Here is a 13352-nt window from a genome sequence, read left to right as displayed (position 1 = left end):
CGAGAGGTCAAGGACAAGCTCGTGACTCCACCCGAGAACCGCGAAGGTCGGGACGCGGACAAGACCGCCGTGATCACCAAACCGACTCCCCAGAAGTCCGCGAGCAAGCCCGCGGAGAAGGCGGATTCGGCAGCGGCCTCCGGTTCCTCGGGTGGAACCGCGCAGGACAAGACCAAGCCCGTGTCGGCGGAGAAGGCGGCGGAGGCCGCCGCGCCGGCCCAGGAGAAGCCGGCCGAGAAGGCCGCGGCCACCCCGGTCGAGGAGAAGACGGTGTCGATCGACACCCCGCCGACTCCCGCTCCGACCGCCGCAGCCACTCCCGCCCCCACCGCCGACGAACCTGTCGTCGTCTCGGCGCCGCCGCCCTGGCAGCGCGTGACGAACGACACGGAGGCCGGCCAGCACGACGCGACCGAGACGTACACGGCTCCGGCCGCGCCGCCCGTTCCGTCCGAGCCGGCCCCGGCCTTCCCGCAGACCGACCCGGACACCGTCAAGGTGCAGAAGCCGGTGGTCACGGGCTCGGCGGTGCCCGCGGGTCTCGGCAGCAGCCGGACGTCGGTGAACCTCGGCAACGGCGGTGCCCGTCCCGCCGCGTCCACGCCGTCGGCCCGCCGCCCCGGTCGCGGCCCGCGCCGCGCCTCGCTGCAGGTGAAGCGCGTCGACCCGTGGTCGGTGCTCAAGCTCGCCCTGGTGCTCGGCGTCGCGCTGTTCTTCGTCTGGCTCGTGGCGGTCGGCGTGCTCTACGGCGTGCTGCACGGCATGGGCGTCTGGGACAAGATCAACAGCACCGCGAACGACCTGCTCCAGGCCAACGAGCCGGGCGAACCGCTGATCAGCGCCGGCCGCGTGTTCGGCGTCTCGGCGATCATCGGTGCCGTCAACATCGTGCTGTTCACGGCCCTCGCGACCGTGGGCGCGTTCGTCTACAACGTGTCGGCGGATCTGGCCGGTGGCTTGGAGTTGACGCTCTCCGAGCGAGAGTGACCCCCGATTTGGGAGCGGCGAGGACGATCCTGTAAGGTTCTCCTCGTCGCCCCGAGCGGGTGACAGTTGATCGAGGGCCTATAGCTCAGGCGGTTAGAGCGCTTCACTGATAATGAAGAGGTCGGAGGTTCAAGTCCTCCTAGGCCCACTCGATTCGAAACTCTCTCGAATCACTATCTCGATTCTGTCCGGATGCGAGTTCCGGAGCCCCGGCTGGAGACCCACAAAGCCTGTAGGCTGGTCCGGTAGGTCGGGGCACAACTGTCTTTGGAGGGGTTCAGAGTGGCTAAGAAGATCATCGCACTCGTCGTGGTCGCCGGTGCGGTCCTGTTCTTCGTGAAGCGCAGCCGTTCGGCCAAGGCCGACGCGGACCTGTGGCGCGAGGCCACCGCTCCCACCGACTGATCTTCGCTCTGACGGGTGGTTCACCACCCTCAGGCTCGGGGACGTAGCTCAATTGGCAGAGCACCGCCTTTGCAAGGCGGGGGTTAGGGGTTCGATTCCCCTCGTCTCCACGGTGCACACATCTCGGGCCGGGTGGCTCCGCATTTCGCGGAACCAGCCGGCCCGAGTCAGTTCCAGGTCATCGGTCCGCGAAGCGGAGCGTGTCGGCGCAGGCGGGCCCAGCGGCGCGAGGAAGCGGCCGGAGCAGGGCGCAGCGCTGACGGGGTGTGTGCAATGGCTCGGCTGAACAAGTCCGTTCTCGTCGACGCGCTGTCAGGAAAACAGGAGTGCGTTCTCGCGGTATCGCTCACGATCCTGCACCTGGGAACAGGCCTGTCGTATTCGTTGCTCGCGCTTTACCTGGTGCGTCACGTTCATCTCGACCCCGCGCTGTACGGCGTGGGGATGAGCGTGGCCGCATTCCTGGGCCTGGTCTCCGGACCCGTGGTCGGCCACCTCGCGGACCGGGTGAACGGCTACCGCCTGTACGCCTTCCTGGTGTGGACGATGAGTGTGCGGCGACGGCCGCCGTGATCGTCTCCGGGCCCTGGCTCGCGCTGGCGTTGCTGAGCGTGCTGACGATTGTCGGCCGGACGGTGCCCGCGGAGCGTCGTGTCCGCTACCGCGCGGTCGTGAAGTCGATGACGAACGCGGCGATGGTGGCCGGTCTAGGACTCGGCGCCCTCGTGCTGCTGGTGGACTCGAAGTCGGCGTTCCAGATCGGGTTCGCGGCCGAGTCGGTCACCCTGGTCGTCGTCGGTCTGCTGGTGTGGCTCTCCGCTCCAGGTCGTGCGCGGGACCTGGTCGAACCCGCGGCCGGGAACGCGAAGGCCGGGCCGTCCCGGTTCGCCGTCCTCAGGGACCGGCAGTTCGCCGTGCTGGTCGTGCTGAACTGCGTGCTCACGGTCTCGAGCCGTCGCTGACCCCACGACGGACCGCTCGCGGTGGCCACAGTGGTCTCTGCTCGGCCGGGTCGTGGGGGCTCGTGTACGGCATCGCCCCCGAGGAGAAGCTGCTGGCTGGGTCGTGCTGGCCGCCGTCTTCCTGGCGGCCGCGCTGCTCCTGGTACCTCAGCACGATGAGGAGTGCGTCGGGGCGCACCGCCGTCACGACCTGACCGACTGAAGCCCCTGTTCGCGCCGTTGGGAACGGGGCATCAGCGCACTCGCGTCACGCGGTGGCGAGCGACTTCTCGGCGGACTTCTTGCGGAGGTGGTCGATGCTCCAGGCACCGGCTCCCGTGAAGACCAGGAGCAGGAACGCCCAGGAGTAGACCGCGGCCAGCTCGCCGCCGTTCTGGATCGGCAGCAGGCCCTTCGGCTGGTGGACGACGAAGTAGGCGTAGGCCATCGCGCCCGAGCTGATGAGCGCGGCCCAGCGCGTCCAGAGGCCGATGAGGACGAGAGCGCCGCCGATCAGTTCGATCAGGCTCGCGGGCCCGCCGGGCCACGACAGCAACTCGGTTCCCTTCGAGATCTTCTGCACGCCGTGGAAGACGAAGAGCAGGCCGATGACGATGCGGAACAGTGCCAGTGCGTGCTCTCGTCGTTGCTCCAGGAACTCCATGGTCAACGTCCTTCCGGGGCGCGGTGGCAGGGGACAGGGCACAAAAGGTATGGACCAATCCTGAGTGTGCCGGTTCCGTCGCTCCGCGTATCTGGTTGACTGTTGCCCCTATGAAACGAGCACTGTTGCTGCCCCTGCTCGGCGTCCTCGCCGCGTGCGGCACGGTCGGCGGCCACGCCTCTCCGGTGCCGACCGGTCAGCCCCAGCAGGTCACCACCACGACCAGCGCGGCTGCGACCGTGCCGCCCGCGCCCCAGCCCGCGAAGGACGGCACGTGCCCGTACCTGGCGACCGCTTTCGTCGCGCAGGCCAACGGTCAGCTCGTGCCCAAAGTGAAACTGTCAACGGACGAACCCCACCCGGCGTGCTTCTTCTACGCCAACGCGACGGAGATCCAGCTGACCGTGCGCGTGTACGTGGGTGACGAACGCGTTGCGAAGACGATCGTGAACGAGGCGGCGCCGGACGGTTCACAGCCCGCGAACTCGCCCACCGGGTGGACCGGGGGGTACGTGAACGGCGACAGCGGCGTCGTCTACGCCGTGGCGAAGAGCGACGCCGCTGTCGTGGTCACGAGCAACCAGAAGCAGTCGATCAAGGCCCGCAGGATCGCGGAAGAGGCGATCAAGGGCCTGAAGCTCTGAACTACTTGACCGGTTCCTTCTGGCTCGGAACCTGACCGTTGAGGACGGGCTCCGCGTGCGGGGCCTGCTCCTCCTCCTGCAGGTACACCTCCTGCGGCCGGCGCGTCATCGCGACGTAGCCCGCCGCGGCCGCCGCGACCAGGAGGCCCAGCACCCACGGCCAGCGGCGGCGCTTCGGTGCGTCGGCACCGAGCTGGGCCGCGGCCTTGCGGATCTCCTTGGCGCGCACCTTCGCGTCCTTGCGAGCGTGCTTGGCCGCCTTCTTCACTTCCTTGCGCACGACCTCGGCCTTGGACACGAGGTCCGCGCGGGTCTTCGCGCTCTTCTTCGCGAGGCGCTTGCGGGAGCGACGGGTCTGCTTCTCCCAGTCCTCGGCCTTGCCCATGAGCGTGTCAGCTCGCTCGACGAGTGCGCCGCGAACCTGGTCGGCTGTGATGCCGCGGTCGGCCAGCTTGGCCTCCGCGACGTGACCAGCGCGAACGACACCCTGACGCGCGGCCTTCAGACCGGTGCCGACAGCCTTGCCCACGTTCTCGCCGGCTCGGGTCATGACGTCCACCTCGTCCATCCTCTGCTCCACACGTTGTCGTCCGGTGATGAGATAGAGGTACCCATCGTGCCCCTTTCTGAACATCGGCGCCTGTGATGGCACGATGGGGTGGTGGCTGACAGCAACGAATCCTTCGTCGGGACCAAGGTGACGGCGACCCTGCACACCACGCAGGGCGACATCCGCATCAACCTGTTCCCCGACCACGCCCCCAAGACGGTGGCGAACTTCGTCGGGCTCGCCGAGGGCACCCGGGACTACACCGAGGCGAACGCGAGCGGCACGAACTCGGGTCCGTTCTACGACGGCACCCTGTTCCACCGCGTCATCGCGGGCTTCATGCTCCAGACCGGTGACCCGACGGGCACCGGCCGCGGTGGCCCCGGCTACCGCTTCGCGGACGAGTTCCATCCCGAACTGCAGTTCAACAAGCCCTACCTGCTCGCGATGGCGAACGCCGGGCCCAACACCAACGGCTCCCAGTTCTTCGTCACCGTGGCGCCGACGACGTGGCTGAACTTCAAGCACACGATCTTCGGTGAGGTCGCAGACCAGGAGTCGCGCGACGTCGTCGACGCGATCGGCAACACCACGACCGGCGCGGGCGACCGTCCGGTCAACGACATCAAGATCGAGCGGATCACGATCGAACGCGCGTGAGCAACGCACAAGTGCCACCGGAAGGGCCGATCGGAGCGGAGCCGGAAACCCCGGTCTGCGCACGTCATGCCGATCGGCCCACCCGGCTGCGCTGCACCAGGTGCGAGCGCCCGGCGTGTCCGGAGTGCCTGCGCGACGCCTCGGTCGGCATGCAGTGCGTCGACTGCGTCAACGAGGGCGCCCGCTCGGTCCGCCAGGCCCGCACCTCCGCGGGCGCGGTGCTCTCGAACGGCCGTCCGGTCATCACTCAGGTGATGATCGCGCTCAACGTGCTCGCGTACGTGGTGACGGTCGTCCAGTCCGGCAGCCCGATGAACAACCAGCGTTCGGGGCTGTTCACGGCGACGTCGATGATCCCGGAGCTCACCGCCAACGGTGAGTGGTGGCGCGTCTTCACGTCGGGCTTCATGCACTTCGGCCTGATCCACCTCGCGCTCAACATGGCCGCGCTCTTCGTGGTCGGCCCCGTGGTCGAGCAGGAGCTCGGCAAGCTGCGGTACAGCGCCGTGTACCTGCTGTCGCTGCTCGGCGGCAGCGCGGCGGCGTTCTACTTCGGCACCGTCTGCCAGCAGCTCGCCGGCGCGTCCGGCGCGGTGTTCGGCCTGATGGGCGCGCTGCTGATCGTGTTCAAGCGGCAGAAGCGGGACATCTCCACGATCCTCGTGGTCGTCGGCATCAACCTGGTGTCGAACCTCTTCACCAACGCCTCGCTGCTCGGGCACCTCGGCGGGTTCGTCATCGGTGGCCTGCTGACGCTCGCGATGGTCAGGGCGCCGCGGGAGAACCGCAACGCCTACCAGATCGGCGCCGTGGTGGCGGCGGTCCTGTTGCTCGGCGGCATGTTCGCATTGCGCTCCACCGAACTCGACACGGCAGCGGAACTCGTCCTCGAGTACGCCAGGACGTGCGGCCCGAACTGATTCACGGGCGCAGTGCGTGCAGAACTCCGGCGACTTCTTCGGGATCGGCGCCGAGGTCCAGTCTCGTGAGCACCACGAGCCGGTCGTCGGCGTCGAGTTCCAGCGTCTGCTGTTCCCTGCCGAGGCGGCGGGTGGTCTGCAGCTTGACCTTCACCTCGTGCCACGGCAGCAGCGTCGTGCTCGCGAACCCGCGCACGGCGAGCCCGTCCGCGTCCGCCGTGAGCCTCGGCCTGGCGATCGACGCGAACGCCGCGAGGTAGCTGACCAGCAGCGTTGCCAGCCCGATGAGCAGACGGCCCGCGTTGTCGTCGGCGAGCAGCGTCGCGAGGGCGAGGGCGGCGGCGGCGACCCACCCGACGGCGACCAGTGGGGCGGGGGTGGACCAGGTGCGAGTCACACTGTCGAGTGTGCCGCATGAATGTGGACAACCGAACGGGTCCTTAAGAGGGAAAACCGTCGCTTGTGCATTTTGGTGCAAAGTTGTCCACAGGACTTGTCCCCAATGGGGATGACTTACAGCTGTGTGCTTCGGTGACGCCCGGATGAACCGGGTGAACCTGGTGCGAACAAAGGTCGGCCCGGACGTGTGACGTCCGGGCCGACCTGTACGAACTGTGAGCCGGCGCGCACCTAGCGCCAGCGCATCGTCATCAGCAGACCGATGATCATCAGCGCGAAGCCGATGGCGAAGTTCCACGCGCCCAGTTCGAGCATGAACGGGATCTTCTCGGCCGCGATGTAGTTGACGACCAGCCAAGAGAGGCCCAGCAGCATGAAGCCGAGCATGACGGCGACGTAGACCGGGTGAGACGGCCCCGCTGCCTTGACCTTGACCGGCGTGCGGCGGTCAGTGGGTGCGGTGTAGACCGCCTTCTTCCGGACCTTGGACTTGGGCATGCTGTCCTCGCCTGACGTGTATCCGTGAGTGACGCGAGTTTACGTGCACTACTCAGGAGACACGTTAACGTAGCGATGGTGGTCAGCGAACCATCCTTGTAGACGCAGTTGTTTTCAGTTCACAGTGCGCGCGGAGGTTCTCAGGTGAACTCGGGACCGCAGCAGCCGCCTCCACGGCGTCCTGCACCCCGTCGTGACGACCTTCAGCAGGTGCGGCCCACTCCTTCTGCCCGCCCGCTGCCTCCGCCGGAAGCAACGCAGTTCACCAGCGCTTTCTCCGGAAGCCTTCCCCCGAACGCGCCGCCCCGGCACCGCCAGGGCCCGCCGTCCTTCGGCCAGCCGGGCCAGCCCTTCCAGACCCCCGCGCCCGGCACGCCCGCGCGCGGAATGCCGCAGCCGGGCCGTCCCGGTCCGCCGCCCGGAACCCCGCCGCAGGGCATGCCGCGCCGCCCGATGCCGCCGCGTCCCCGCCCGGTCGACCCGCCCACCGAGGTGATCCCGCGCGTCGAGGACGACTACGACGATTACGACGACGAGTACTACGACGACGAGCCGGCCAAGGACGAACTGCCGCCCGAGAGCTTCGGCCGCAAGGCGGTGCGCGGCTTCGGTGAGGCGCTCATCACGATGGGCCTCGTCGTGCTGCTGTTCGTCGTCTACGAGGTCTACGTGACCGACCTGCTCTCCGCGGGCAAGCAGGAGGACGCGACCGCCGCGCTCGACTCCGAGTGGAGCTCGAACGTCGTCACGCCGCCCCCGGCCGACCCGAACCGGCAGTCGAAGCTCAACCTCATCGAGGGCAAGGCCTTCGCGAAGATGTACATCCCGGTGTTCGGCAACGACTGGAAGTTCTCCGTCGTCGAGGGCACCACGGACAAGCACCTCGAGATCGGCCCCGGCCACTACAAGGACACCGCGCAGCCGGGCGAGGCGGGCAACTTCTCCATCGCGGGCCACCGCGTCGGCAAGGGCGCGCCGTTCAACGACCTCGACCTGCTCGAGTCGTGCAACTCGATCGTCGTGCAGACCCAGACCCAGTGGTTCGTCTACCGCGTGCTTCCGATGAGCAGCGAGGTGGCGGGCTGGGCTTCGAACCCGAAGTCGAAGGAAGCGGCCTGCGCCGGCGTCGCGCCGCTCTCGACGACGCTGGGCGACGCCTACGCGAAGACCGTCGGCCAGGAGATCGTCGCCCCGACCCAGGGCGAGGTCATCGCCCCGATCCCGCACCAGGTGGGCGCCGCCGTCCCCGCCGACAAGCAGGCCCGTCTGCTCACCCTGACGACCTGCCACCCGCGCTTCTCCGACAAGCAGCGCCTGATCGTGCACGCCATCGAGACCAAGAGCTACCCGGTGGCCGACGGCTTCGTGCCGCCCGAGATGACGGAGGCCTGATGTACGGCTGGATCTGGCGGCACCTGCCGGGCCCGCTGTACCTGCGGATCGCCGAGGCCGTCGTGCTGGTCGTCGGCATCGTGGCGCTGCTGATGTTCGTGGTGTTCCCGTGGGCGGAGCCGCTGCTGCCGTTCAACAACGTCACCACCGAGTGAGCTGCTCCTCGGCTCGTCGCAGGTACTCGCGCGCGTAGCCGAGGAACGGCTCGGGGTCGGTGTCGTACCTGGCCAACGCCCAGAAGACGCCGTCCTGCTCGTCGTTGACCTCGATGGTGATCCGCCAGGTCGCGTCCTCCCACTCGGCCCGCGGCGCGCCCGCCACGATCTTGCGGGCGGTCTCGCGGCCGAGGAACCAGTTCGCCTCGTCGTGGGTCATCGGCGTGTGGCCGAGCTCGACGACCACCTGCCGGACCAGCGCGGCGGCGTCGCCCGCCTCCAGCCGCGTCGGCGACTCGCCGGCGAGCTCGCACAACGCCGGGGTGTCGAGGCCCGCGATCAGCAGGTCGCAGGCAGTCCACACCGCCCGTTCCGGGTCGAGCGAGCCGTCGGCCCCCAGCACGTGCAGGCGCAGCAGCCGCTCGTCGAGTTCGGTGGTCACGACGTCCACCCCCTGATCCGTTCGTCGGCGACCCGGACGAGGTCGCGGGCCAGCGCGAGCACCTCGTCGGCCACCTCGTCGGGGTCGAGGAACGCGCGGGCGCTCAGCGCGGCGACCTCGGCACTGCGTCCGAGCGCGCCCACCGACGCCACGCAGCACGACCAGTGATCGGGGGTGATCTTGCCGCTGATCACGTCCAGGGCGATCCCGCGATACCCGATCCAGTCGGCCTGCTCGAGTGTCAGCCGGGGGAGCCCGAGCTCGGCGACCACGCGGCCGAAGAGCGCCGTGGCGTCTTCCGAGCGGAGCTGCGTCGGCGCCTCTCCTGCCAGCTCGGCCACCGCGGGCGACTCGACGCCCGCCACCGGCAGGTCACAGGCGAGCAAGCGGTTGCGGAGTTCGGCGTTCACGGAACCAGTGTCCGCACGGCCGCGACCGAAATAAGTGAAACCGCCATCGCGCCCACACGCGATGGCGGCTTCATCGAGGAACGGCGTTCAGCCGTTCAAGCCGTTCAGCCGTTCGAGACGGTGGTCATCTCCTCGCGCGAGACGACCTTCACGCGCTCACGGCCGTGCGCGGCGCCGAGGGCGATCTCGTGCGCGTCGAGGCGGCTCCAGCCCTCGTTGGTCACGAACGGCACGCCGCGCTGCGTGAGGAACTCGACCACCGCGTCCGGCGACGGCGACGTGGCGAGGGGGAGTGCGGCCGCGTCCTCCAGCAGGCTCGTGATGGTCTCCAGGGCGTCGCCCTTGGTGTGGCCGATGAGGCCGATCGGGCCGCGCTTGATCCAGCCGGTCGTGTAGACGCCGGGCATGGGGACCTCGTCGAGGTCCAGCACACGGCCCGCCAGGTGGGGGATCGTGCCCGAGACGTGGTCGAACGGGATGTCGGTCAGGTGCGTCGAGAGGTAGCCGACGGCGCGGTAGACGGCCTGGACGTCCCAGTCGGTGAAGACGCCGGTGCCGTGGACGTTGCCGTCACCGGTGAGCTCCTGGGTCTCGGTGCGCAGGCCGGTGACGTGATCGGAGCCGAGGACCTCGACCGGCGCTTCGAGGAAGTGCAGGTGCAGGCGGCGCGGGCGGGTGCCGACGTCGCGGATCGCCCACTCCTGGAGGGTCTTCACGATCATCTCGACCTGCTTGTTGGTCCTGATCGCGACCATCGAGGCCTCGTCGAACTCGATGCCCTCGGCGTGCACGATCACCTCGACGTTCGGCGAGTGGTCGAGCTCGCGCAGTTCGAGGGGCGTGAACTTGGCCTGGGCCGGGCCGCGGCGGCCGAAGACGTGCACGTCGGTGACCGGCGAGGACTTGAGGCCCTCGTAGACGTTCTGCGGGATCTCGGTGACCAGCAGTTCGTCGGCGGTCTTCGCGAGGATGCGGGCCACGTCCAGAGCGACGTTGCCGACGCCGAGCACCGCGACGGAACTGGCCTCGAGCGGCCAGGTGCGCGGGACGTCCGGGTGGCCGTCGTACCAGGAGACGAAGTCGGCGGCGCCGTAGCTGCCCGGCAGGTCGATGCCGGGGATGTCGAGGGCGCGGTCGGCCGAGGCGCCGGTCGAGAAGATGACGGCGTCGTAGAACTGCCGCAGGTCGTCGAGCTTGATGTCGACGCCGTACTCGACGTTGCCGAAGAAGCGGACCGACGGCCGGTCGAGCACCTTCTGCAGAGCGCCGACGATCCCCTTGATGCGGGGGTGGTCGGGCGCCACGCCGTAGCGGACGAGACCGTAGGGCGCAGGCAGCTTCTCGAACAGGTCGATCTGCGCGTCGACGTCGGACTTGGTCAGGATGTCGGCGGCGTACACGCCGGCCGGTCCGGCGCCGACGATGGCGACGCGCAAGGGGCGACTCATGACACCTATTTTAGGGTAGCCTTACCTAGGTGAAGACGAGAGCTAACTCACTCGACGCGACAGACTAGGCTTCCTCCATGCGCGTGCTCGTGGTCGACAACTACGACAGCTTCGTCTACAACATCGTCCAGTACCTGGCCCAGCTGGGTGCGGAGTGCGTCGTGCGGCGCAACGACGAGGTGGACCTCAACGAGATCGACCAGGTCGACGGCGTCCTCGTCAGCCCGGGGCCCGGGACACCGGAGCGCGCGGGCGCGAGCGTCGACGTCATCAAGAAGTGTGCCGACATCGGCAAACCCGTCTTCGGCGTGTGTCTCGGCCACCAGGCCATCGGCGTGGTGTGGGGCGGCACGGTGGATCGTGCCCCCGAGTTGCTGCACGGCAAGACGAGCATCGTCTTCCACGAGGGCCACGGTGTCCTCGCGGGCGTGCCGCAGCCGTTCATCGCGACCCGGTACCACTCGCTCACGGTGCTGCCGGAGACGATCCCGGCGGAGTTCGAGGTCACCGGCAAGACCGAGACCGGCATCGTGATGGCGATGCGCCACCGGGAACTGCCGGTCGAGGGCGTGCAGTTCCACCCCGAGTCCGTGCTGACCGACGGCGGCCACCGCATGCTCGCCAACTGGCTGAAGGTGTGCGGGTTCGAGGTCCCCGAGTCCACGGTCGCGCAGCTCGAGAACGGCATGCGCACGCTCGCCGCGGCCGCGCGCCTCTGACGAGCGGTACGAGCACGAAAAAGGGCGGCTCCCGCAGTGGGAGCCGCCCTTTTCCACGTCCTGCGTGCTAACTGCCGCCGATCCCCAGCGAGCCGACGGTCACGGTGACCGCCGTGCCCTTCGTGATCGCCGTGCCCTTCGCCGGCTGCTGCGAGAGCACCTGATCGCGCTTCGTCGGGTCCGTGGTGGACTCCTTCTGCACGTTGAAGGAACCGTTCCAGCCCAGCGACTTCAGCTTGTTCTCGGCGGTCCTCTGGTCGAGGCCGACCAGGTCGGGCATTTCGATCTGGTTGCCCTTGGAGACCTTCAGCGTGACGGTCGTGCCCTTGTCGACCTTGCTGTTGGCGCCGGGTGTCTGCGACAGGACCGTGCCGGCGGGCCGGGCGCTGTCGACCTGCTCGATCTGCACGGTGAAGCCGGAACCCTCCAGCGTCTGGCGGGCGTCGTCCTCGTCGCTGTTCACCACGCCGGGCACGTTCACCTTGTCCGGCGCCTTGCCGAGCTGGATGGTGATCGTGCTGCCCTTCTTCAGCTTCACGCCGACGTCGGGGTTCTGCTGCGCGACCTTGCCTGCCTTGCTCGCGTCGTCGACCGCGACGGTCTCGGCGGCCTGCTCCAGCTTGAAGCCGTTCGGGTCCTTGTCGAGGATCGCCTGGGCCTCCGCCGGGGTCTTGCCCTTCAGGTCGGGGACGGTGCCCTCACCGGGAGGCGCGCCGACGGAGATGGTGACCTGGCCGCCCTTCGAGACCTGGGTGCCCTCCGGCGGGTTCGTGCCGATGACCTTGTTGATCTGGTCGGCGTTGCACTTCGCGGGGGCGCCACCGGCACCGGGCTCGCAGGCCACGTCCTCCTGGACGGCCACGAGACCGGCGTTCCTGATCTTGTCCTTGGCCTCGAGCGGGCTCAGTCCGACGATCGACGGGACCGTGGCCTTCTCCGGCGCACCGGAACTCTTGTCCATCACGTTCGCGGTGATCCACGCGGCGAGGCCGAGCACGGCCACGCACAGGATCACGACCAACGTGACCATGAGCGCCTTCTTGCGCCTCGCGCGACGCTCTTCTTCCTCGTCGGCGAGCGGGTCGTAGGCGTCGTCCGGTTCCGACTTCAACGCCGCCGGGCGGTGCCTGCCACCGGACACGACCTGCGTGCGCGCGGGACGGGCGGCCGCCTGCTCGTTCATCACGGCGGTGCGGTCCTCGGCCGTCATCACGGCGGGCGCGGACGGGCGCTGTCCCGACAGCACGCGCACCAGGTCGGCGCGCATCTCCGCCGCCGACTGGTAGCGGTTCGCCGGGCCCTTCGACATCGCCTTCAGCACGATCGCGTCGAGCTGCGGCGACACCTTGGGGTTGAGCTGCGACGGTGCCTTCGGGTCCTCCCGGACGTGCTGGTACGCGACCGCGACGGGGGAGTCGCCGGTGAAGGGCGGCTCGCCGGTCAGCAGTTCGAACAGCACGCAGCCGGCCGCGTAGACGTCGGAACGGGCGTCGACGGACTCGCCGCGCGCCTGCTCCGGCGACAGGTACTGGGCGGTGCCGATGACCGCCGCGGTCTGGGTGACCGCGGCCTGGCCGTCGTGCAGCGCACGGGCGATGCCGAAGTCCATCACCTTCACGGCGCCGGACTTCGTGATCATCACGTTCGCCGGCTTCACGTCCCGGTGCACGATGCCGTGCCGGTGGCTGAAGTCGAGCGCGGCCGACACGTCGGCCATGACCTCCATCGCGCGCTTGCCCGACAGCGGGCCCTGCGTCTTCACGATGTCGCGCAGCGTTCGCCCGTCGACGAACTCCATCACGATGTACGGCAGCGGGCCGTACTCGGTCTGCGTCTCACCTGTGTCGTAGACGGCGACGATCGCCGGGTGGTTCAGGGCGGCGGAGTTCTGCGCCTCACGGCGGAAGCGTTCCTGGAACTGGGAGTCGCGGGCGAGATCGGCTCGCAGCACCTTGATCGCCACGTCCCGGCCGAGGCGGACGTCCCGCCCCTTGTGGACCTCGGACATGCCGCCGTACCCGAGGGTCTCGCCCAGTTCGTAGCGGTTTGAGAGCAGTCGCGGAGTGCTCATCGGTGCTTCGTCCCGCTCCTCGTCGACGGTGTTCCCAAATCGGTTCT

General features: G+C 68.8%; 17 protein-coding genes, 2 tRNA genes and 1 pseudogene. 12 read left to right on the top strand and 8 right to left on the bottom strand.

Translation table 11 applies throughout. The features are described from left to right. The first annotated feature begins 375 nt into the window (after positions 1–375). The 6 genes and pseudogenes from ND450_RS32530 (at position 376) to ND450_RS32505 (ending at position 2354) form a co-directional block, all read left to right on the top strand. Positions 376–987 (top strand): DUF3566 domain-containing protein, encoded by a 612-nt coding sequence (locus ND450_RS32530; protein ID WP_245786736.1) that lies wholly within the window; start codon positions 376–378, stop codon positions 985–987. A gap of 74 nt (positions 988–1061) precedes the next feature. Beyond that, positions 1062–1135, top strand: a tRNA-Ile gene (locus tag ND450_RS32525). A gap of 134 nt (positions 1136–1269) precedes the next feature. Further along, positions 1270–1389: pseudogene (locus ND450_RS32520) on the top strand (DLW-39 family protein); the annotation flags it as partial. A 40-nt stretch (positions 1390–1429) separates the two neighbouring features. Continuing rightward, positions 1430–1502: transfer RNA gene (locus tag ND450_RS32515), tRNA-Ala, on the top strand. A 163-nt stretch (positions 1503–1665) separates the two neighbouring features. Then, complete coding sequence (locus ND450_RS32510) at positions 1666–1965, top strand: hypothetical protein (protein ID WP_253322187.1); 300 nt, start codon at positions 1666–1668, stop codon at positions 1963–1965. Further along, positions 1932–2354, top strand: coding sequence for a hypothetical protein (locus tag ND450_RS32505; RefSeq protein ID WP_253322186.1), 423 nt, complete (start codon positions 1932–1934; stop codon positions 2352–2354). Before ND450_RS32510 ends, ND450_RS32505 begins: the two co-directional genes overlap by 34 nt. A 247-nt stretch (positions 2355–2601) precedes the next feature. On the opposite strand, the gene ND450_RS32500 is transcribed toward ND450_RS32505, so the two are convergent. After that, complete coding sequence (locus ND450_RS32500) at positions 2602–2997, bottom strand: DoxX family protein (RefSeq protein ID WP_089928310.1); 396 nt, start codon at positions 2995–2997, stop codon at positions 2602–2604. Positions 2998–3107: 110 nt separating this feature from the next. Between ND450_RS32500 and ND450_RS32495 the strand changes: the two genes are divergently transcribed. Continuing rightward, entirely contained in the window at positions 3108–3641 is a 534-nt protein-coding gene (locus tag ND450_RS32495) for a DUF2020 domain-containing protein (RefSeq protein ID WP_253322185.1), read from the top strand. 1 nt (position 3642) lies between these two features. On the opposite strand, the gene ND450_RS32490 is transcribed toward ND450_RS32495, so the two are convergent. Further along, entirely contained in the window at positions 3643–4209 is a 567-nt protein-coding gene (locus ND450_RS32490) for a hypothetical protein (protein ID WP_253322184.1), read from the bottom strand. A 93-nt stretch (positions 4210–4302) separates the two neighbouring features. Between ND450_RS32490 and ND450_RS32485 the strand changes: the two genes are divergently transcribed. After that, the gene (locus tag ND450_RS32485; protein ID WP_253322183.1) at positions 4303–4851 is read left to right on the top strand and encodes a peptidylprolyl isomerase; all 549 of its coding nucleotides are present in this window, start codon (positions 4303–4305) and stop codon (positions 4849–4851) included. Next, positions 4848–5771 (top strand): rhomboid family intramembrane serine protease, encoded by a 924-nt coding sequence (locus ND450_RS32480; protein WP_253322182.1) that lies wholly within the window; start codon positions 4848–4850, stop codon positions 5769–5771. The genes ND450_RS32485 and ND450_RS32480 overlap by 4 nt, the downstream gene beginning before the upstream one ends. Position 5772: 1 nt before the next feature. On the opposite strand, the gene ND450_RS32475 is transcribed toward ND450_RS32480, so the two are convergent. Beyond that, positions 5773–6168 carry a PH domain-containing protein gene (locus ND450_RS32475; protein WP_253322181.1) on the bottom strand — a complete coding sequence of 132 codons (396 nt, stop codon included), beginning with the start codon at positions 6166–6168 and terminating at the stop codon, positions 5773–5775. Positions 6169–6401: 233 nt separating this feature from the next. Continuing rightward, positions 6402–6668, bottom strand: a complete 267-nt coding sequence (gene crgA / locus ND450_RS32470; RefSeq protein ID WP_089928319.1) for a cell division protein CrgA — start codon at positions 6666–6668, stop codon at positions 6402–6404. 210 nt (positions 6669–6878) lie between these two features. Between crgA and ND450_RS32465 the strand changes: the two genes are divergently transcribed. Next, positions 6879–8060, top strand: a complete 1182-nt coding sequence (locus ND450_RS32465) for a class E sortase (protein WP_253322180.1) — start codon at positions 6879–6881, stop codon at positions 8058–8060. Further along, complete coding sequence (locus ND450_RS32460) at positions 8060–8215, top strand: hypothetical protein (RefSeq protein WP_089928321.1); 156 nt, start codon at positions 8060–8062, stop codon at positions 8213–8215. Before ND450_RS32465 ends, ND450_RS32460 begins: the two co-directional genes overlap by 1 nt. Here the strand turns inward: ND450_RS32460 and ND450_RS32455 are convergent. From ND450_RS32455 to ND450_RS32445, 3 genes are all read right to left on the bottom strand, one after another. Then, on the bottom strand, positions 8202–8657 hold the full coding sequence (locus ND450_RS32455) for a hypothetical protein (protein ID WP_253322179.1): 456 nt from the start codon (positions 8655–8657) through the stop codon (positions 8202–8204). The genes ND450_RS32460 and ND450_RS32455 overlap by 14 nt on opposite strands. After that, positions 8654–9067: a hypothetical protein gene (locus ND450_RS32450; protein WP_253322178.1), complete on the bottom strand. Its 414-nt coding sequence runs from the start codon at positions 9065–9067 to the stop codon at positions 8654–8656. Before ND450_RS32450 ends, ND450_RS32455 begins: the two co-directional genes overlap by 4 nt. Positions 9068–9171: 104 nt before the next feature. Further along, the gene (locus tag ND450_RS32445; protein WP_253322177.1) at positions 9172–10515 is read right to left on the bottom strand and encodes an FAD-dependent oxidoreductase; all 1344 of its coding nucleotides are present in this window, start codon (positions 10513–10515) and stop codon (positions 9172–9174) included. 77 nt (positions 10516–10592) lie between these two features. On the opposite strand from ND450_RS32445, the gene ND450_RS32440 reads away from it, so the two are divergent. Then, positions 10593–11234, top strand: coding sequence for an aminodeoxychorismate/anthranilate synthase component II (locus ND450_RS32440; protein WP_253322176.1), 642 nt, complete (start codon positions 10593–10595; stop codon positions 11232–11234). Positions 11235–11301: 67 nt separating this feature from the next. Here ND450_RS32440 and pknB read toward each other — a convergent pair whose 3' ends face one another. Beyond that, complete coding sequence (gene pknB, locus ND450_RS32435; protein ID WP_253322175.1) at positions 11302–13305, bottom strand: Stk1 family PASTA domain-containing Ser/Thr kinase; 2004 nt, start codon at positions 13303–13305, stop codon at positions 11302–11304. Positions 13306–13352 lie beyond the last annotated feature (47 nt).

The organism is Lentzea sp. HUAS12 (assembly GCF_024125735.1).
Classification (GTDB): Bacteria; Actinomycetota; Actinomycetes; order Mycobacteriales; family Pseudonocardiaceae; genus Lentzea; species Lentzea albida.
This window is presented reverse-complemented; position numbering and strand designations above follow the sequence as displayed.